The organism is Georgenia satyanarayanai (assembly GCF_009193135.1).
Taxonomy (GTDB): domain Bacteria; phylum Actinomycetota; class Actinomycetes; order Actinomycetales; family Actinomycetaceae; genus Oceanitalea; species Oceanitalea satyanarayanai.
In genome coordinates this window covers 95,074-115,277 of record NZ_VUKC01000007.1, presented here as the reverse complement: position 1 = coordinate 115,277, position 20,204 = coordinate 95,074, and the positions used below count along the sequence as shown (strand labels likewise).

At 72.3% G+C, this 20,204-nt stretch carries 13 protein-coding genes; 6 read left to right on the top strand and 7 right to left on the bottom strand.

All coding sequences use genetic code 11. The features are described 5' to 3' along the window. The first annotated feature begins 11 nt into the window (after positions 1 to 11). From GD632_RS09840 to GD632_RS09825, 4 genes are all read left to right on the top strand, one after another. Positions 12 to 692, top strand: coding sequence for a glycosyltransferase family 2 protein (locus GD632_RS09840; protein ID WP_226924791.1), 681 nt, complete (start codon positions 12 to 14; stop codon positions 690 to 692). A 10-nt stretch (positions 693 to 702) separates the two neighbouring features. Continuing rightward, positions 703 to 1,137 (top strand): DUF2304 domain-containing protein, encoded by a 435-nt coding sequence (locus GD632_RS09835; RefSeq protein ID WP_226924790.1) that lies wholly within the window; start codon positions 703 to 705, stop codon positions 1,135 to 1,137. 21 nt (positions 1,138 to 1,158) lie between these two features. Then, positions 1,159 to 2,346 (top strand): LCP family protein, encoded by a 1,188-nt coding sequence (locus tag GD632_RS09830; protein WP_152191539.1) that lies wholly within the window; start codon positions 1,159 to 1,161, stop codon positions 2,344 to 2,346. A 121-nt stretch (positions 2,347 to 2,467) separates the two neighbouring features. After that, positions 2,468 to 3,736 (top strand): LCP family protein, encoded by a 1,269-nt coding sequence (locus GD632_RS09825; RefSeq protein ID WP_226924789.1) that lies wholly within the window; start codon positions 2,468 to 2,470, stop codon positions 3,734 to 3,736. A 112-nt stretch (positions 3,737 to 3,848) separates the two neighbouring features. On the opposite strand, the gene GD632_RS09820 is transcribed toward GD632_RS09825, so the two are convergent. Next, entirely contained in the window at positions 3,849 to 4,265 is a 417-nt protein-coding gene (locus GD632_RS09820) for a CoA-binding protein (protein ID WP_152191537.1), read from the bottom strand. Positions 4,266 to 4,485: 220 nt separating this feature from the next. Between GD632_RS09820 and GD632_RS09815 the strand changes: the two genes are divergently transcribed. Beyond that, positions 4,486 to 8,598 (top strand): phosphodiester glycosidase family protein, encoded by a 4,113-nt coding sequence (locus GD632_RS09815; protein WP_152191535.1) that lies wholly within the window; start codon positions 4,486 to 4,488, stop codon positions 8,596 to 8,598. A gap of 94 nt (positions 8,599 to 8,692) precedes the next feature. On the opposite strand, the gene galE is transcribed toward GD632_RS09815, so the two are convergent. From galE to GD632_RS09800, 3 genes are read right to left on the bottom strand one after another with little or no spacing between them, the layout of a single operon-like run. Next, a complete protein-coding gene (galE, locus tag GD632_RS09810; protein ID WP_152191533.1) occupies positions 8,693 to 9,667 on the bottom strand; it encodes a UDP-glucose 4-epimerase GalE in 975 nt (324 codons plus the stop codon). A 56-nt stretch (positions 9,668 to 9,723) separates the two neighbouring features. Next, the gene (gene purE, locus GD632_RS09805; protein WP_152191531.1) at positions 9,724 to 10,245 is read right to left on the bottom strand and encodes a 5-(carboxyamino)imidazole ribonucleotide mutase; all 522 of its coding nucleotides are present in this window, start codon (positions 10,243 to 10,245) and stop codon (positions 9,724 to 9,726) included. 17 nt (positions 10,246 to 10,262) lie between these two features. Next, complete coding sequence (locus GD632_RS09800) at positions 10,263 to 11,417, bottom strand: 5-(carboxyamino)imidazole ribonucleotide synthase (protein WP_152191627.1); 1,155 nt, start codon at positions 11,415 to 11,417, stop codon at positions 10,263 to 10,265. A gap of 42 nt (positions 11,418 to 11,459) precedes the next feature. Here GD632_RS09800 and GD632_RS09795 point away from each other — a divergent pair, with 42 nt between their 5' ends. After that, on the top strand, positions 11,460 to 11,978 hold the full coding sequence (locus tag GD632_RS09795; protein ID WP_226924788.1) for a GtrA family protein: 519 nt from the start codon (positions 11,460 to 11,462) through the stop codon (positions 11,976 to 11,978). Positions 11,979 to 12,275: 297 nt separating this feature from the next. On the opposite strand, the gene GD632_RS09790 is transcribed toward GD632_RS09795, so the two are convergent. The 3 genes from GD632_RS09790 to GD632_RS09780 all read right to left on the bottom strand — a co-directional run bounded on the left by GD632_RS09790 (position 12,276) and on the right by GD632_RS09780 (position 20,036). After that, a complete protein-coding gene (locus GD632_RS09790) occupies positions 12,276 to 13,577 on the bottom strand; it encodes an ATP-binding protein (RefSeq protein ID WP_319633113.1) in 1,302 nt (433 codons plus the stop codon). A 27-nt stretch (positions 13,578 to 13,604) separates the two neighbouring features. After that, positions 13,605 to 14,291: a response regulator transcription factor gene (locus tag GD632_RS09785; protein WP_152191527.1), complete on the bottom strand. Its 687-nt coding sequence runs from the start codon at positions 14,289 to 14,291 to the stop codon at positions 13,605 to 13,607. A 138-nt stretch (positions 14,292 to 14,429) separates the two neighbouring features. Further along, a complete protein-coding gene (locus tag GD632_RS09780) occupies positions 14,430 to 20,036 on the bottom strand; it encodes a family 16 glycoside hydrolase (RefSeq protein ID WP_226924787.1) in 5,607 nt (1,868 codons plus the stop codon). Positions 20,037 to 20,204: the final 168 nt, after the last annotated feature.

The following is a 20,204-nucleotide window of genomic DNA, read 5'->3' as shown; positions in this document are numbered from 1 at the left end:
GAATGGGCGCCATGAGCGCGACGCCGGTGACCGACGCGTGGCTCGTCGTCCCGCTGTACCAGGAGGCGTCCGTCATCGGTGACGTCGTCCGGCAGGCCCGGGCGACCTTCCCGTACGTCGTGTGCGTCGACGACGGCAGCGCGGACGAGTCCGCCGAACGGGCGCGCGAGGCGGGTGCCGTCGTCGTGCGCCACCCCGTCAACCTCGGCCAGGGCGCCGCACTGCAGACCGGGATCGACTTCGTCCTCTCGCGCACCGACGCCGCCTACCTCGTGACCTTCGACGCGGACGGCCAGCACCAGGTGAGCGACGCCGCCGAGATGGTGCGCCGCGCGCGGGAGGAGGACCTCGCCGTCGTCTTCGGCTCACGCTTCCTCGACCGCCGCACCCGGCCCGGCCTGCTCAAGCGGATCGTGCTCAAGCTCGCCGTGTGGGTGACCAACCGCAGCACCGGCCTGCGGCTCACCGACGCGCACAACGGGCTGCGCGTCATCCGCCGCGACGCCGCCGAGCGCGTGGCGCTGCGGCAGGACCGGATGGCGCACGCGACGGAGATCGTCGCCCAGCTCGGACGCACCGGGCTACCGTGGGCCGAGCACCCCGTGCACCTGCTCTACACCGACTACTCCCGCGCCAAGGGGCAGTCCCTGCTCAACTCGGTGAACATCCTCGTCGACCTCGTCTTCCGCTGACCGGAGCCCCATGTCCGACCAGATCGTCATCCAGGTCATCCTGCTCGTCTGCGTCGGTGTCGTCGCCGCACTGCTCACCCGGACGACGGCGAACGCACGCCACCAGGCGATCCGGCGGATCCTCCTCGTGGGCTTCGTCGCCGTGGCCGCCGCCTCGGTGGTCTTCCCCGACTGGCTCACCTGGCTGGCCCGGCGCGTGGGCGTCGGCCGAGGTGCGGACCTGCTCCTGTACGCGCTCGTCATCGCCTTCCTCTCCTTCATCGCCACGAGCTACCGGCGCCTGGGGGAGCTCGAGCGCCGGATCACCGTCCTCACCCGCGAGCTCGCCCTCACCCGCTCCCGGCTGGAGGCGGCCGAGACGGAGGGCTCTCGGGACCCCGACCCGGCCCGTCCTGCACAAACCCTCCACGATCACCGCACGGCGTTGCCGCCAGCAGAGCGCTGACCGGGCCTAAGATCGACACTTGTGTCTGTCCGTACCCCGCGCCACGCCGCGTCCCACCGCCGCCCCTCCCGCTGGGCGCGCGGCGCCGGCCTCGCCGCGCTGAGCGTCGCGCTGTTCGGGACGAGCACGTTCGCGATCGCGTACAACGACATCCAGACGAACATCGACCGGCACGACATCGACGACCTCCTCGGTGACCGGCCCACGCAGGCCGGCCAGGAGGAGCCCGCACCGCTGGACCCCTCGGCCGGGAAGCCCATCAACATCCTCGTCCTGGGCTCGGACACCCGCGCCGGCGACGTCAACGACGAGTACGGGACGACGCCGGAGGCCGGGCAGCGCTCGGACACGACGATGATCGCCCACATCTCCGCCGACCGGGAGCGGGTGGAGATCGTCTCCATCCCCCGCGACTCCCTGGTCACCATCCCCGCCTGCCGCATGGCCGACGGGAGCTGGACCGAGCCGCAGTACGAGACGATGTTCAACCGCGCCTTCTCCACCGGGGCCGACGGCGGTGACCTCGGCACCGCCGCAGCCTGCACCATCGGAGCCGTCGAGGAGCTGACCGACGTCTACATCGACGACTTCGTCGTCGTCGACTTCGCCGGGTTCATCAACGTCATCGACGCGCTGGGCGGGGTGCCGATGTGCATCCCCGAGGCGATCAGCGACCCCAAGGCCAAGCTCGACCTCGAGGCCGGCGAGCAGGTGCTCGACGGGCGCGACGCCCTCGGTTTCGCCCGCGCCCGGTACACCCTGGGTGACGGCTCGGACATCGCCCGGATCGGCCGCCAGCAGGAGCTCGTCGGTGCGATCGCCCGCGAGGCGCTGTCGAAGAACCTCCTCACCGACCTGCCCAAGCTCTACCGCTTCCTCGACGCGGCGACCTCCACGCTGACGACGGGCACCGAGCTCGGCTCGATCCCGACGATGGCCGGGCTGGCCTACTCGCTGCGGGGCATCAACCTCGAGAACATCGTCTTCGAGACGATGCCCTTCGAGTGGGCGGGCAACCGGGTGCGTCCCGCCGCGGAGGCCGAGGAGCTGTGGGAGGCCCTGCGCACCGACGAGCCCATCGAGGGCGCGCTCAACGCGACCGGCGAGGAGCCCACCGAGGAGCCGTCGGACGACGGGACCGACGCGCCGGAGGAGCCGACCACCGAGGAGCCGCCGGTCGTGGCGGACCCCGAGCCGATCTGCCCCTGAGCGCCTCCCACGCGCACGCACGCGGGCGCACTACATTGGCCCAGCACGGACAGTCGGGAGTGAGATGAGTCAGGACGGACCTCGGGCGCGCGGACGCCGGCCACGGTCGGACGAATCTGCCATGCCCCCGAGCTTCGCGCCCGGCGGCTCCGCTCCTCGCCCCGACGCCCGCGGCGCCCGCCCCGTCGGTCCGCCGCCCGGTGGCGCCGACGCCACCCGCGCGATGCCCACGTCCCGCCCCGCCGGACCCGAGCGCCGGTCCCTCCACGGCCAGGCGAGGCCCACGTCCCCGCCGCAGTCGGGGGCCCAGGCGTCCCGGCCCGCCGGGGCCCAGCGGGCCACACCCTCGCAGCGCCCGGCGGCGTACGCCCCCCGCACCACGACCCCGGCGGAGGCCGCCACTCCCCCGCGCCAGCCGCAGCCGCAGCGCGGGCCTGCCGCGTCCCCGGCCCCCCGCAAGCGCCGCCGCCGCGGACGGTGGGTGGCCGCCGTCGTCGTCGTCCTGCTCGTGCTCGTCCTCGCCTGGCCCGTCGGGCTGCTGTGGTGGGCCAACGGGCGCATCTCCCACGTCTCGGCACTGTCGGGGGCGGCGAACACGCCCGGCACGACCTACCTGCTGGCGGGCTCGGACTCCCGCGCCGACGGCGCCGCGGACGACGCGACCGAGGGGCAGCGGTCCGACACCATCATGCTGCTCCACAAGCCGGAGTCGGGACCGACGGCGCTCGTCTCGCTGCCGCGCGACACCTACACCGACATCCCGGGGCGTGGCGCCGCCAAGCTCAACGCGGCCTACTCCTACGGCGGGCCCGAGCTGCTCGTCGAGACCGTCGAGGGGCTGACCGGCCTCACCGTCGACCACTACGTCGAGATCGGCATGGCCGGCGTCCGCGACGTCGTCGACGCCGTCGGTGGCGTGGAGCTGTGTCTCGACTACGACGTCGACGACTGGCGCAGCGACCTCGTGTGGGAGGCCGGCTGCCACCCGGCCGACGGCGCGACGGCCCTCGCCTTCAGCCGGATGCGCTACTCCGACCCCGACGGCGACATCGGACGCACCGCGCGCCAGCGCCAGCTCGTCTCCTCGATCATCTCCGAGGTCGCGACCCCGAGCACCGTCCTGGACCCGCGCGGGCACGTCGAGCTCATCGACTCCGCACTCAGCGCGATCGTCGTCGACGACGACACCGGCATCATCGACCTCGCCCGGATGGGGCTCGCCTTCCGCTCCGCCAGCGGATCCGGCGGCCTCGTGGGCCCGCCGCCGATCGCGGACCCCAACTACCGCCCCGGCGGCGTCGGCTCGACGGTCCTCCTCGACCCGAACCTCGCGCCCGACTTCTTCGCCCGCCTGGCGACCGGCGACCTCACCGCAGCCGACTTCGACTAGCCACCCCCTCCCAACCGTCGCAATTGGTGACTTCGACGACGAGGTAAGCGTTATCCCGCGTCACCGAACTCGCCAATTGCGAAGTTGGTGGTGGTGGTGGGGAGGGAGGGGGTCAGGCGGGTGGCAGGCGGGGGTACTCGATCGCGGGGCAGGTGTCCATGACGACGTCGAGGCCGGCCGCCGTCGCTCGTGCCGCCGCGGCCTCGTCGACGACGCCGAGCTGGAGCCACACCGCCCTCGCTCCTGCCGCGATCGCCTCGTCCACCACGCCGCCGGCGAGGGAGGAGTTGACGAAGACGTCGACGACGTCGATCTCGCCGGGCACGTCGGCCAGGCGCGCGTAGCCCTGCGCCCCGTGGACCGCCTCGGCGCGCGGGTGCACCGGCACGACCTCCATGCCCAGCTTCTGCACGTAGGCCGCGATGCCGTACGCGGTGCGGGCGCGGTTGCCCGAGAGGCCGACGACCGCCCAGCGGCCCGGGGTCCGCAGGAGGCGCTCGATGACGGCGGGGTCGTTGCGGTGGCTCATGCCGGGGCAACGCCGCCACCCGCACCGGCATTCCGGCGCCGGATGGCCACCGGCGGTTCACCACCGGTTCACGACGGGTCCGTAGCGTCCCCGCCGAGGGTCAGCGGCGTGGAAACTCCTTTCTTCAAACCGTTGCTCGCGTCAAGCATTGCCCAATAGGGTGAGGGCCGTCACGCCGGGGGGCGCTGCCGCCGGCCGTCATCGCAGACCAGGAGGAAGCGTGTCACCACTCACGTCCGTCCCCCGGCACACACGGCTGGCGGCCACCGCGACCGCCGCCGTGCTGCTGGCCGGGGGCGTCATCACCGCGGTACCCGCCGCCGCGCAGGCCGCGCCGGAACCCGTCATCGTCGCCGGCATGCGGCTGGACGACGACGGCACCGCCATCGTCACCGACGTCGAGCACACCGTCGTCGCCCCCGGGCTCGACCACGTCCGCCTCGAACGCCTCGACGCCGAGGGCTGGCTCCAGGTCAACGTCCTCAAGGCCGAGCTCGGCGGCACGATCCGCGCCGACCACATCGCCCCGCTCACCCTGACCGAGGGCGGCACGGTGACCGACATGGCCGAGCGCGCCGGCGCCGTCGCTGCCGTCAACGGCGACTTCTTCGACATCAACAACTCCTGGGCACCGGCCGGCTTCGCGGTCGACGCCGAGGACGGCATCCTCAAGTCGGGCAACCCCGGCCGCAGCCAGGCGGTCGCCTTCGACGAGGACGGCCTCGGCCGCGTGACGCGGCTGCTGCTCGAGGGCACCGTCGAGCTGCCGGGCGCGAGCCTCCCGCTCGCCGGCGTCAACCTCTTCGCCGCGCCCGCGGGCGGTGTCACCGTCTACACGAGCCAGTGGGGCGAGTACACCCGTACCCGCACGCTGGCGGCCGGCGAGACGGGCGTCGAGGTGCTCCTCGACGCTGCGGGCCAGGTCACTACCGTCGGTGAGCCCGGCGAGGGGCAGCTGGCCGACGGCGTCCAGGCGGTCGTCGCCCGCCCGGGTGACGCGGCCGACGCCCTCGCGGCGCTCGAGCCCGGCGACGAGGTGGGCGTGAGCTACGCCCTGGACCAGGACGACGTGCGCGTGGCCGTCGGCGGCCAGCCCGAGGGCGAGCCTCCCGTGCTCGCCGACGGCGTCGTCGGCAGCGCCGGCGGGGAGTACAGCACGACCCGCCACCCGCGCACCGCGGTCGGCTTCAGCGAGGACGGCGCCACCGCGTACCTTGCCGTCGTCGACGGCCGGCAGGCCACCTCCCGCGGCCTGTCGCTCAGCGAGCTCGGCAAGCTCATGCTCGACCTGGGCGCGCACGACGCCCTCAACCTCGACGGCGGCGGCTCCTCGCAGATGAACACCCGCGAGCCGGGTGGCCAGGGGACGACGGTCCGCAACAGCCCCTCGGACGGCTACGAGCGCGACGACGCCAACGGCCTGGGCCTGTTCCTCGCCACGGCTGGGTCCGGCGATCTCACCGGCTACCGCCTCGAGACCCTCGCAGCCGGTGACGACGCCACCCGCGTCTTCCCCGGCCTGCACCGCACCCTCACGGCCTTCGGCCACGACGAGACCCTCTCCCCCGTCGACGGGGCCCCCCAGACGTGGACGGCCAGCACCGGTGCCGCCACCGTCAGCGACGGTGTCGTGCGGGGCGAGGAGCCGGGCCGCGCGACCGTCACCGCCGCGAGCGGCGACGCCACCGGGGAGCTCGCCGTCGAGGTCCTCGGCCCGCTCATGCACCTCACCGCGTCGGAGACCGTCGTCAACCTCGAGGCCGAGGGCTCGACCGCCGAGCTCGTCCTCACCGGACACGACGCCGAGGGCTTCACCGCACCCGTCGAGGGCCACGACGTCACCGTGAGCAACCCGGCGCCCGAGACCTTCAGCGTCGAGCCGACGGACACGGGGACGTTTCTCGTCACCGCCACCGGCGCGGAGGGCTCGGCGGCGCTCACCTTCACCGTCGGCGCGACCGAGGTCGAGGTCGTGGTCGCCGTCCCGCTCGAGCTGCGCGTCATCGACGACCTCACCGAGGCCGAGGCGTGGACCTCCGCGCACGACCGCGCCCCCGGCGGCACCGTGACCGCCGGCGAGGGCCATGACGGCGGCAGCGGGCTGCGGATGACCTACGACTTCACCCAGTCGACCGGCACCCGCGGCCAGTACGCCGTCGCGCCGGGCGGGGCGATCGAGATCCCGGGCCGCCCGCAGAAGCTGTCCCTGTGGGTCGACGGGGACGGCAACGGCTCGCTCCTGCGGCTGCAGGTGCGCCAGGCCAACGGCGTCGTCGGCTGGATCGACGGCCCCGGCGGATCGCAGTCCCTCCACGTCACGTGGGAGGGCTGGCAGCGCGTGGACTTCGTCGTCCCGCCGTCGTTCGAGACGCCCCTCACCCTCGAGCGGATCCGACTCCTCGAGACGGTCGCCGCCAAGCAGTACGCGGGCGAGGTCGGCTTCTCCGACATCTACGCCTACCTCCCGCCCGAGGGCGTGCCGGCGCCGACGACGCAGCGGGTCACCGACCCCCTCGTCGTCCCGACCGGAGAGACGGACGATGACGACCTGCGCGTCGCCGTCATGTCCGACGCACAGTTCGTCGCGGCCGACCCCGACAGCGGCGCCGTCGAGGGCGCCCGCGACGCCTTCCGCGAGATCGTCGCGGAGGACCCGGACCTGCTCCTCATCAACGGCGACCTCGTCGACGAGGCGGCACCCGAGGACTTCGACCTCGCCCGCACGATCATCGAGGAGGAGCTCGGCGACGCCGACTTCCCGTGGACCTACGTGCCGGGCAACCACGAGGTCATGGGCGCCTCCATCGACAACTTCGTCGCCGAGTTCGGGGACACGGCCGGTGTCCTCGAGCTCGAGGGGACGCGGGTCATCACGCTCAGCTCCGCCAGCGGCCGGTTGGCCACGGACTTCGAGCAGGTGCGCATGCTCCGCGACCAGCTCGACGACGCCGCGGAGGACGACGCCGTCACCGGCGTCCTCGTCGTCAGCCACCACCCGACCAACGACCCGCTGCCGACGAAGAACAGCCAGCTCACCGACCGCCACGAGGCCGAGATGATCGACGGGTGGCTCGCGGACTGGCGGGCGCAGACCGGCAAGTCGGTCGCGTACGTCGGTGCGCACGTCGGCGTCTTCGACGTCTCCCGGGTGGACGGCGTCCCGTACGTCGTCAACGGCAACGCGGGCAAGAGCCCGTCCTCGACGCCCGCGAACGGCGGCTTCACCGGCTGGACGATGCTCGGCCTCGACCCCGACGCGGGCCGCTGGCAGGACACCGAGGACCGGTGGCTGTCCGTCGAGGTGCAGACCCGCGTGGACGAGCTCGAGCTCACCGCGCCGCAGGCACCGCTCGAGGCTGGAGAGTCCCTCACCCTCGACGCCCAGGTCACCCAGGACGACACCCGCACCTTCGGGCTGGCCTGGCCGATGAGCTGGGCGTGGAGCGGTTCCGACGGCGTGCACGTCGGTGCCGCCGCGGACGCACCCGCGGGCGCCGTCGCCGCCCTCGACCCGCGCACCGGTGAGCTCACCGGCCTGCGCACCGGCACCGTCGAGGTCACCCTCGCGGTCAACGACGCGACGGAGACCGTCCCGGTCGAGGTCGTCGGTGACGACGGCGAGGAGCCGGTCGAGCCGGACCCTGGCTCCCGCACCGCGGAGTTCCACCTGTCCAACACCTGGCGTGGGTCGACGGACACCTCGTTCATGTACGGCCGCTGGGCCGACGAGGTCCTCATCGGTGACTGGGACGGGGACGGCGCCGACACCATCGCCGTGCGCCGCGGAAACGTCTTCCACGTGTCCAACGCCCAGCGCGGCGGGGCCGCCGACGTCGTGCTCACCTACGGACGGCCCGACGACGTCATCCTCGTCGGCGACTGGGACGCGGACGGCACCGACACCTTCGCGGTGCGCCGGGACAACGAGTACCACGTGAAGAACTCCCTGCGCGGCGGTCAGGCGGACGTCGCCTTCCGCTACGGCCGGTCCGGTGACGTCGTCATGGTCGGCGACTGGGACGGCGACGGGAGGGACACGCTCGCCGTGCGCCGCGGGGCGGACTACCACGTGCGGAACTCGGTGACGCCGGGCGACGCGGACCGCGTCATCCGCTACGGCCGCGCGGACGACGTCACCCTCGCCGGGGACTGGGACGGCAACGGGACCGACACCTTCGCCGTCCAGCGCGGGCGGACCTACCACGTGAAGAACTCCCTGCGCGGTGGCGACGCCGACCACGTGGTGACCTTCGGCCGCGACGGCGACGAGGTCCACGTGGGCGACTGGGACGGCAACGGCACCGACACCCTCGGCATCCGCCGCCCGTCCTGACGCGCCTGCTCCGCGCGCAGCCTCAGACGCCGACAGCCGGATTCCTCCTCGCGAGGGGTCCGGCTGTCGGCGCGTGCGGGGCTGGGCCGGGCGGTCAGCCGATGCGGCGGGGGCCGGCCTGCCAGGCCTCCCAGGCACTGGCGATGATGTCGTCCAGCCCGTGCCGGGCCTTCCACCCGAGGACGGCGCCGATGCGGTCGGCGGAGGCGACCAGCCGGGGCGGGTCACCGGCCCGGCGCTCGGCGACGTCGGCCGTGACGTCCAGCCCGGAGGCCCGGCCGATCGCGGCGATCACCTCGGCGACCGACGCGCCCTGGCCCGTGCCGACGTTGAAGAGCCGCTCCTCGCCCTGCCCGAGCTGGTCGAGGGCCGCGAGGTGCGCGTGGGCGAGGTCGAGCACGTGGATGTAGTCGCGCACGCAGGTGCCGTCCGGCGTGGGGTAGTCGTCCCCGAAGATCGTCGGCCGCCGCCCCTCGGCGAGGCGGTCGAGGACCATGGGCACGAGGTTGAGCACGGCGGGGTCGCCGAGGTCGGGCCAGCCGGCACCCGCGACGTTGAAGTACCGCAGGCTCGCCGAGCGCAGGCCCCAGGCGCGCTCGGCATCCGCGATGAGCCACTCGCCCACGAGCTTGGTCTCCCCGTAGGGGTTGATCGGCTGCGGTGCCGTGTCCTCGGTGACGACCTCGACGTCCGGCATGCCGTAGACCGCCGCGGAGGAGGAGAAGATGAGCCGCCGCGCCCCGACCGTCTCCATCGCGGCAAGGACGTTGGCCAGGCCGGTGACGTTCTGCTGGTAGTACCAGGCCGGTCGCTGGACCGACTCGCCCACCTGCTTGCGGGCGGCGAAGTGGATGACGCCGTCGACCTCGCGCTCGCTCATGACGAGCTCGAGCCGCTGCTGGGCGTCACCGGCGGCGACGTCGAGCTCGACGAGGGTCGCCTCCCCGACGCGGTCCGCACGGCCCGTGGACAGGTCGTCGACGACGACGACGTCCTCGCCCCGCTCCAGCAGCAGCCGCACGACGTGCGCGCCGATGTACCCGGCTCCACCGGTAACCATGATGCTCATGGGCTCAGGCTACCCGCCACGGTCGCCCGCGGTCCATCAAATCCGAACAGGTTCGATCAGACCGAGAAGCCGGGCGTGTGGCGGCGGCTCGAGCGCAGGCGCGTGCCCTTGTCCTCGGCCTGCTGGCGCAGGGTGTCCTGGAAGGCGGACATCCGCGCCCGCAGCGCGAGAGCCGCGTCCGTGGTCCCGGCGCCGAGGATGCGTGCGGCGAGCAGGCCCGCGTTGCGCGCACCGCCGATGGAGACGGTCGCCACCGGCACGCCGGCCGGCATCTGGACGATCGACAGGAGGGAGTCCATGCCGTCGAGGTGGCGCAGCGGCACGGGAACGCCGATCACCGGCAGCGGGGTGACGGCGGCGAGCATGCCCGGCAGGTGGGCGGCACCCCCCGCGCCGGCGACGATGACGCGCAGACCGCGCGCGTCGGCCTCACGCCCGTAGGTGATCATCGCGTCGGGCATCCGGTGGGCCGACACGACGTCGACCTCGAAGGAGATCCCCAGCTCCTCCAGCGCGTCGGCGGCGGCCTCCATGACCGGCCAGTCCGAGTCCGACCCCATGACGATCCCGACGTCCATCCTGATCTCCCTCTCGCTCAGCCCGTGTGCTCGTCCTCGCCGCGCAGCAGCGCGACCGCGGTGCGCGCCTCGGCCCGGACGGACTCGAGGTCCTCACCGTAGACCGTGACGTGACCCAGCTTGCGCCCCGGCCGCACCTCCTTGCCGTACAGCTCCACCCGTGCGCCCGGGCAGCGGGCGAGCACCTCACCGAGTGCGGCTCCCGGCTCGGGCAGCTCGCTGCCGAGGAGGTTGACCATGACGCTCACCGGCGCACGCGGGTCTGTCGGTCCCAGCGGCAGGTCGAGCACCGCGCGCAGGTGCTGCTCGAACTGGCTCGTCACGGCGCCGTCGATGGTCCAGTGGCCGGAGTTGTGCGGGCGCATCGCCAGCTCGTTGACCGCGATCCGCGAGCCGCCGTCGTCGTCGGCCGGGTACTCGAACATCTCGACGGCGAGCACCCCGGTGACGTCGAGGCCCTCGGCGATGCGGGTGGCGACGTCGACGGCGGTGGCCGCGAGGTCGGGGTCCAGGCCCGGCGCCGGAGCGAGCACCTCGGCGCACACGCCGTCGCGCTGGATCGTCTCGACGACCGGCCACGCGCGCATCTCACCGCTGGGGCGGCGGGCGACGAGGACGGCGAGCTCGCGGGTGAAGGGGACGCGCTCCTCGGCGAGAAGGGCGTCCTCGCCGGTGAGGGCGTCGAGCCAGTCACCGGCGTCCTCGGCGGTGGGGACGACCCGCACCCCCTTGCCGTCGTAGCCGCCGCGGGCGGTCTTGACGACGACGGGCCAGCCCGTCTCGTCACCGAAGGCGGTCAGCTCCTCGCGGGTGCGGACCGCTGCCCAGCGGGGGCACGGGACGCCGAGCTCGGTGAGGGCGGCGCGCATGACGATCTTGTCCTGGGCGTGGCGCAGGGCGCGGGAGCCGGGGCGCACGGCGACCCCCTCGGCCTCGAGCTGCCGGAGCAGCTCGCCGGGGACGTGCTCGTGCTCGAAGGTCAGCACGGCCGCGCCGGGAAGGATGCCTCGGACGGCGGCGCCGTCGTCGGCGCGGCCCACGGGCGCGTCCGGGACCACCTGCCCCGTCGCGCCGTCCGCGGCCTCGACCAGCACGCGCAGGCGGACGTCGAGCCCGATCGCCGCCTGCTGCATCATGCGGGCCAGCTGCCCGCCTCCCACGACTGCCACCACTGCTGCCACGGTTGGCGAGCCTACTGCCGGTACGCTGGCGAGGTGACCTCGTCCCACACCGCGGCGGAACTGCCCACCGGCAGCCGGGAGGACCGAGAGGCCGTCGGCGCCCGGGTTGTGGCGGGCACCCGGTGGCTGCGCTGGCGCCAGCGGATGATCGAGATGCTCAAGTTCGGTGCTGTCGGCGGGGTGGCCTTCGTCGTCGACGTCGGGTTGATGAACCTGCTCCGCTTCGGCCCGGGCGAGGTGCTGGGCCACAAGCCGCTCACCGCGAAGGTGCTGTCCGTCGTCGTGGCGACGCTCGTGTCCTGGCTGGGCAACCGGTACTGGGCCTTCGCGGCCTCCCGACGCGAGGAGCGCGGTCGCGAGCTCATGTGGTTCCTCCTCGTCAACGCCGGCGGCATGCTCCTCGCCGTGGGAACCCTCGCCGTCTCCCACTACGTCCTCGGCTTCACCTCACCGCTCGCGGACAACATCGCGGCGAACGGGGTCGGCCTCGCGCTGGGGACGCTGTTCCGGTACTTCTGCTACCGCCACATCGTCTTCACCTCCCGCGACTGACCGCCCCAGCGGCCTCCCCCCTCCTCACCGACAGCCGAGTTACCGCCGACAGCCGACTTACCGCCGACAGCCGAGTTACCGACCACGCAGTCCACCTCCCGCCCAGAGCCGAGCTATCGACGACGCAGCGGCAACGAGCGAGCTCGCCGACAACTCGGCTACCGACGACAACTCAGCTGTCGACACCAATTCAGCTGTCGACGCCAACTCGGCTCTCGACGACAACTCGGCTGTCGACGACAACTCGGCTGTCGGCGGGAGGGTGTGGCAGGAGGGTGGGGCGGGAGGGTGGGCGGGCTACCAGCGGCGGCGGCGGCGGCCCATGCTCACGAGGGACCCCTGCGGGAGGACGACGGCGGGGTCGAAGGTCTTCGGGACGGCTGAGAGGAAGATCGCGAAGACCGGCGGGCGCCGCTGCGCGAGCTCGAGCCGCCCGCCGTCGGCTGCGACGAGGTCGCGCGCCAGGGCCAGCCCACGGCCGGTCCCCTTCCCCGCGGTGACGTAACGCTCGAAGATGTCGGGGGCGAGGTCGTCGGACACGCCCGCACCCTCGTCACCGACCTCGATGACCACGCCGTGCTCGGAGGCGGAGGACCGCGCGCTGACCGTCGTCGTGCCCTCGCCGTACTTGAGGGAGTTCTCCAGCAGCGTCGACAGCACCTGGGCCAGCGCCCCGGGCGTCGCGAGCACCGCGAGGTCGGTCTCGCCCGGCAGCACGAGGTCGCGGCCCGCCGCGGCGAAGGTCGGCGCCCACTCCTCGGCCTGCTGCGCGAAGACGTCCTCGAGGCGCAGCGCCTCCGTGGTCCCGCCACCCGCCTGCCGGGAGTTGCGGAGCAGGTCGTCGACGACGCCGGTGAGCCGCTCGACGAGCTCGAGGCTGATGCGCGCCTCCTCGGCGATGTCGTCGTCGGAGGCGATCGCCTGGATCTCCTCCAGCCGCATCGACAGCGCGGCCAGGGGCGTGCGCAGCTGGTGGGAGGCGTCCGCGGCGAACTGCCGCTCGGCCGCGAGCCGCCCGGCGAGGCGGTCGCCGGTGCGGGTGAGCTCGGCGGCGACGAGGTCAATCTCCTCGATCCCGGACTTGCGCAGGTGGGGGCGGACCTGGCCGGAGCCGATCTGCTCGGCGCTGGCCGCGAGGTAGATGAGGGGCGCGGCGAGCTTGCGCGCCTGGCGCCGGGCGACGAGAACGCTCACGCCGAGCGCGACCGTCGCCGCGACGACGACGAGCGCGACGACCCGCACGACCATCCACTGGACCTCACCGGCGCGCACCTCCATCCGGACGGTCGCGCCGCTCGGCGTGGTCTCCAGGGAGCGCACGACGTGCCCCTCGATGACCGGGCCCGCGACGAAGCGCCGCCCCAGGGCGTCCTGGACGACGATGCGCGCCTCGAGGTTGCTGTCGCCGCCCACCCAGGGGGCGAGCATCGCGTCGTCGAGCTCCTCGCCGTTGGAGACGCGGCGCTCGACGGAGCGCGCCAGCGAGGACGCCCGGAGGTCCAGCGTGGCGCGTTCGGCGTCCCAGATCATGAGCCCACCGAAGACGGCGAGCGGCACCCCGAGGAGCAGGACCGCGACGGTGACCGCCACGAGCGTCATCGTCACTGCACGACGACGCACGCTGCCTCAGCCCTCGCCGGAGGTCTCGAAGCGGAAGCCCATCCCCCGCACCGTGGTGATGTACCGGGGGTCGTTGGCGTCGTCACCGAGCTTGCGACGCAGCCAGGAGACGTGCATGTCCAGCGTCTTGGTCGACCCGGTGGGGTCCGAGCCCCACACCTCGCGCATGAGCGCGTCACGGGCGACGACGGAGCCCGCCTCGCGCACGAGCACCCGCAGGAGCTCGAACTCCTTGGCGGTCAGCTGCAGCTCCCGGTTGCCCTGGAAGGCACGGTGGGCGGCGACGTCGACGCGCACGTCCTGGGCGTCGAGCTCGTCCTCGTCGGTCAGCTCGCCCCCGGCGCGGCGCAGCAGCGCCCGTACCCGGGCGAGCAGCTCGGCCAGCCGGAAGGGCTTGGTCACGTAGTCGTCGGCGCCGGCGTCGAGGCCGACGACGAGATCGACCTCGTCCGCGCGTGCGGTGAGCACGAGGATCGGGGTGGTCATCCCCTGGCCGCGCACCCAGCGGGCGACGTCCAGGCCGTCCATGTCCGGCAGACCGAGGTCCAGCACGATGAGGTCCATGCCGGAGGAGTTGTCGATCGCCCCCTGACCCGTGCTGAAAGCCCGCACGTCATAGCCCTCACGCGTGAGTGCGCGGGCCAGCGGCTCGGCGATCGCCGGATCGTCCTCGACAAGAAGTACGTTGGTCACGCGGCCATCGTAAAGGGTTCTTCGCAGTGGCGGGCCGAGAGCACACCGACGTTTGACTCACTCGATGCCTCCCCGGACGTGCCGACAGCCGGGTCCCCTCGTGGCGGGAACCCGGCTGTCGACGGTCAGCAGGGCGGATCAGCCCAGCTTGGCGGCGCTGCCCACCTCCTTGGCGACGGGCGCCGGGCCGACCGGGCGACGGATGCCGAGGGTGTCGGTGCCGTTGCCGTCCCAGTCACCCACGTGCACCTCGTCACTGGCGCGACCGAAGGTCACGACGGTGTCCGGGGCCCCGCCACGCAGGGCGTTGCTCACGTGGTAGGTCGCCCCGCGACGCACCGTGAAGGTGTCCCGGCCGTCCCCGTCCCAGTCACCCGCGAGGGTCACGTCACCGGCGCGGCCGTAGGTGAAGACCGTGTCGGCGTCGCCGCCGCGCAGGGAGTTCTTCACGTGGTAGGTGGCGCCACGGCGCACCGCGAAGGTGTCCGTGCCGTTGCCGTCCCAGTCACCGACCATGACGGAGTCGTTCTCGCGGCCGTAGCGGAACACCGAGTCCGCGTCCCCGCCACGCAGCGAGTTCTTCACGTGGTACTCGTTGCCACGGCGCACCGCGAAGGTGTCCGTGCCGTCCCCGTTCCAGTCACCCACGAGGATGACGTCACCGGGCCGGCCGTAGGTGAGGACCACGTCCGCGTCCCCACCCTGCTGGGCGTTGGACACGTGGAACTGGTTCCCGCGACGGACCGCGATGGTGTCCTTGCCGTCCCCGTCCCAGTCACCGATGAGCACCTCGTCGGCCCAGCGGCCGTACATGAAGTGCACGTCCGTCGATCCGCGCCACGTGTTGGACAGGTGGAACTCCGCGGTGCGACGGTCGGGTGCGGGGGGCTGTCCCCCATCGGTGGTGAAGGTGAAGACCCACTCCGCCGCGGCGCCCTCGGCCAGGACGTAGCCGTCCAGGGCACGGGCGACGACGGTCACGGTCCCCGACGCGGGGTGCGTCCCGGGAGCCGTGACCTCGCCGTTGACGAGGTACTCGACCCCGACCACGGAGGGGATCATCACCGTGTCGTTCTCGGCTCCGGGGCCGTCGGCGAAGACGACGGCCCCGGGGGTCACCTCGACGAGCTCCGGCTCGCCGCCCTCGTCGGTGAACGTGTGCGTCCACTCGGCGACAGCGCCCTCGGGGAAGACGAAGCCCTCGGCCGGGCGGGCCGTGACGGTCACCGTGCCGGCGCCGTCGTACTCGCCTGCCGGGACGACCTCACCGTCGACGACGTACTCGACGCCCTCGACCGCGGGGACCGTGTACGTGTCGTTCTCGGTGCCGTCCTCGTCGGTGAAGGTCACCGGCGCGGGCGTCACCTCGACGAGCTCCGGCTCACCGCCGTCCTCGGAGAAGGTGTGCGTCCACTCGGCGGTGGCGTCGTCGGCGAGGACGAAGCCCGCCAGGGGGCGCACCGTCACCGTGACGGTCCCGGTACCGGCCTGCTCGCCCGGCTCCACGACCTCACCGTTGATGAGGTACTCCACTCCCACGCTCCACGGGACCGTGTAGGTGTCGGCCTCCGTGCCGTCCTCGTCGGTGAAGGTCACCGCCGCGGGTGTCACCTCGACCGGACGCGAGCCCTCCTCGCCGGCCGCCTGGCCGGTGAGGTACTCGAACCCGGTCTCGGCGAAGTTCTCGCCCTGAGGGGCGACGTCGTACTCGAGGACGTAGAGCGCGATGTCCGCGTGCTCCTCGGCCGCGGCCAGGATCTCCTGCAGCGGGACCTCACCCTCACCGAGGTTGGTGAAGGTCGGACGACCCTCACCCGCCACGTTGACGGCGTCCTTGACGTGCAGCAGCTCGATACGGTCGCCGTACTCCTCGATGAGAGCAGGGACGTCCACACCAGCGTGCGCAGCCCAGGCCACGTCCAGCTGGAAGGTCACGTACTCGGGGTTCGTCTCACGGACGAGGATCTCCCACACCGAGAGCTCCTCACCCTCGTGCTCGTACGTCCTGCGGAACTCACCGTCGTGGTTGTGACCGAAGAACTTGCCGATCCCGGCCTCCACCGAACGCTCGCCCAGACGGTCCATCGCCTCGGCCACCGCGAGGGTGGACTCGTAGGTGTCGAAGTTCAGGCCCTGGACGAAGCCACCCGAGCCCACGTACTCCTGGCCCAGCGTGTCGACGAACTCCAGCGTCTGGTCGAAGGTCGCCTCGGCGGTGTTGTAGTGCGAGGACGGAACCTTCAGACCGATCTCGTCGACCATCGCACGGAACTCCTCGGCCGTGTAGCCGTTGAAGTTGCTGCCGAAGGGCTCGACGTTCTGGAAGCCGATCTCCGCCAGGCGGGCGAGCACCGACGGCAGACCGTCGCTGCCGACCCATGGGATGAGGGAGAACATCCCGATCGAGACCTTGTCGGCCGGGACGAGCACGGGCCCGCTGCCGTCGGTGGAGAAGGTGGCGCTCCATTCGGTGGTGGCCCCCTCGGCCAGGACGTAGCCGTCCAGGGCGCGTGCCGTCACCGTGACCGTGCCGGTGCCCGGGTGGGTGCCGGCGGGGACGACCTCGCCGTCGACGACGTACTCGACGCCCTCGACCGCGGGAACCGTGAACGTGTCGTTCTCGGTGCCGGCCTCGTCGGCGAAGGTCACCGCCTCGGGCGTCACCTCAACTGCGGCGAGGTCCTTGACCTGGATGTTGCGGTAGAAGACGGTCTCGCCGCCGCCGTGGTTCTGGATCCCGATGAACCCGGAGCTGAGGTCACGAGCCGGGTCGGTGCTCGTGAAGTCGTTGACGAGGACGTCGTTGAGGTAGATCTTGATGTTGTCGCCCTGGACGCGGATGTCGTAGCTGTTCCACGACCCGACGGGGTTGAGGGCGGCGTCGCGGGCCTCGAGGTCGGCGCCCTGGAAGGTGTAGATCGCACCGGTGGTGCGGTCGTCCGCGTCCGTCGCGTCGATCTGGATCTCGTACCCCTCGTTGACGGCGACCCACGGGTCGTTGCCCGGGTCGGGGAATCCGACGAACACGCCGCCGTTGTCGTCCTTCACGAGCTTCCAGTCGAGCTTGAGGCTGTACTCGCCCAGCTCCTCCGGGTGCCAGAGCAGGCCCATGCCACCGGAGGTGCGCAGCGAGCAGTCGTCCCAGCGCCCGAACGAGCCGGCACCGGCGAGGCGCCAGTCGGAGAAGCTCTCGAGCGTGCCGTCGAAGAGGGCGGTGTAGCCCGCCTCCGGCGTCATCGGCTCGCAGATGTCCGGGGCCCCGACGGACAGGACGTCGAGGTTGACGTTGCCGTCGTCGCCCTCGTCGTACCGCAGCGCGACGGTGTTCGCGCCGGCGTCGAGCTCGACGTCGCGGCTCACGGTCGCCCACGTCTTCCAGTCGCCGAGGCGAGGCAGCTCCCAGGGGCCGACCTTCTCCCCGTTGACGTAAAGCGACATCGTCTTGTCCATGTCGGACGGGTGCGGACCGTTGGCGTAGCGCAGGTGGATCGGGTGGGTGCCCGCCTCGTCCACGGTGACGGTGAAGCGCACCTCGGCGCCGACGTTCTGGATGTTCTGGGCGAAGCCGGTGCCGGAGTACCCGTTGTGCTCGTTCTGCGTGTTCGCGCCACCGAGGAGGGTGGCCTCCTCCGCCTCGTAGTAGCCGAGGTCGGCGGGACCGGTGTAGCCGGGCAGGGAGTTGAGCGTGTACCAGGCCTCGGTGCTCCACAGCTCGTCACCGTCCGCGTCCGTGAACGGGCGGGGTGAGCGGAGGTGGACGACGTGACCGGGCTTGAGGCCGTCGATGGCCAGGGTCACGGTCGTGCCGTCCTCGGAGAGGTCCGCGCCGGAGACGAGGAGGGACTCCTCGCCGACCTTCGGGCCGCCGTAGGACGGGGTGGGGATGTAGCGCCACTGGGTGACGTCGTAGGCCTCGGAGAGGTTCTCGGCCGTCTCCTCCGACAGCGGCTGGGTGTACTCGACCTCGAAGCCGCCCTCGACGACGCGCACCTCGGCGATGTCGAATGTGTCGTCGCCGACGACCTCGAGCTTCTGCAGGCCGTAACGGAGCTTGCCCGCCTCGCCCCAGTTGCCGCCCTCGCCGATGCCACCGACGTAGATGGCGCCGTCCGGGCCGACGATCGTGCGGTTGACGCCGGCCTCGAGGCCCGCGGTGTGGCGGAAGACGGCACCCTGGTACTCGCCGTCGACCTCCTCGAGGAAGGCGCGCTGCAGGCCGCCGTAGGTGACGTCACCGAAGAGCATCTGGCCCGCGAACGGGCCCTCGGTCAGCTGGAACGGGGCGCTCGGGGAGTTGCCGATCTCGTTCTGGGGCACCCACACGGCCGGCGGGGACACCGGCTGGTCGTCAAAGGGACCGGCCGGGTTCGTGTAGTGGTTGAAGAACCGGCCCTCCTTGATGTGGACGAGCTTGGAGCTGGGCAGCCAGTCGCCCTGGTTGTCCATGGCGAAGAGGTCGGTGCCCTCGGTGCCGCCCCAGCCGATGCCGTTGGGGGTGCGCAGGCCGCCGGCGATGAAGTCGACCTCACCGGTCTCCCGGTCGATCGCGATCGTCGTGCCGCGGTTCTCCGCGGGCTGCGGGTTCGTCGACGCGCCGCCGTTGTTGATGGCGACGGACAGGTTGACGTAGAAGTTCTCCTCGTCGTGGACGAGGCCGAAAGCGAACTCGTGGAAGTTACCGCCGTCGGGCCACGTGGCGAACTTGCCGTCCGTGTACTCCGGGTTGCGGATGTAGGTGGGGTTCTCCGGGTCCGCCGACGCCGGGTCGGGGACGAGCTCGGTGAGGCCGTCCCGCTCGGAGACGAAGATCGAGTCACCGATGACGTCCACGCCCATGGGGTTGAAGAGCCCCTCGTGGACGAGCCGGTAGCTCACGTCCTCGGGGCCGTCGGCGTCCTGGACGCCGTCCATGAGGTAGACCTGCCCGGTGTAGGGGTCGGGCTGCCAGCCGCCGGGGCTCACCTGTCCGGCGGTGACGACGACGAGCTCGCCCTCGTCCGTGAAGTCGAGCGCCGAGACCGCGGGGGCGAAGCCCTCCGGGCGCAGGTCGACGAGCTCGTAGTTGGGGTTGACGTCGAACAGGCGCAGGCCGTCACCGGGGGTGTCGGTCGCGCCCTCGCAGAACTTGACGCCGGGGGCCGTGACGCGGACGACGCCGGCCTCGGTGCTCAGCGCGGAGGTCGGCACGACCTCCCACTGCGTGCTGCCCGGGGTCTGCCACGAGAAGGTCAGCCGCTGGTTGTAGCCACCCTCGTAGTGCTCGATGCGCAGGTCGTACGTCGACCCGGCGGTGAGGGGGACGGTCGTCTCCACGGACGTCGAGTCCTGGGGGCCGTCGTTGTCGAGGATGAGCTGGTCGTCGAGGTAGACGAGCGCGCCGTCGTCGTTGGTGACGCGGAAGCCGTAGTTGCCGTCCTCGGGAGCGGTGAGGGTGGCCAGCGCGTGGGTGATGAAGTTGTCGGAGGCGCCGAAGTCGGCGTCGGTACGCCAGTCGATCGTCGGCATGAGCTTGTCGACGTTCGGCGTCGTGGCCGAGCGCAGGGTGCAGACCCCGCCCGGGTCACTGGCGAGCTGGAAGGTGCGGAGGGTGACGCCCGGCTCCTGGGGAGGGAGGACGTCGGCGGCGGCGGGTGCCGCCAGGCCTGCCCCGATGACAGCGGTCGCGGCGAGTGCCGCCACGATCCGCCGCCCGGTGGAGGCTCGCGGCGCTCGGCCGCGAGAGGGCAGGACAGAGGGGATGAGCATCATTACTCCTTCGGTCGTCCACGAAGCCTGACGGACGCGTCCCTGACGACGTCGCCGGGCACGAGCACGCTAGCCCACGCTTTTCGCTCCCGTCAACCAACTTCCGCCCACCAAAGTGCAAAAGACCCGCGACGGCCCAGCCCCCCGAAACGTCGCAACTGGTGAGTT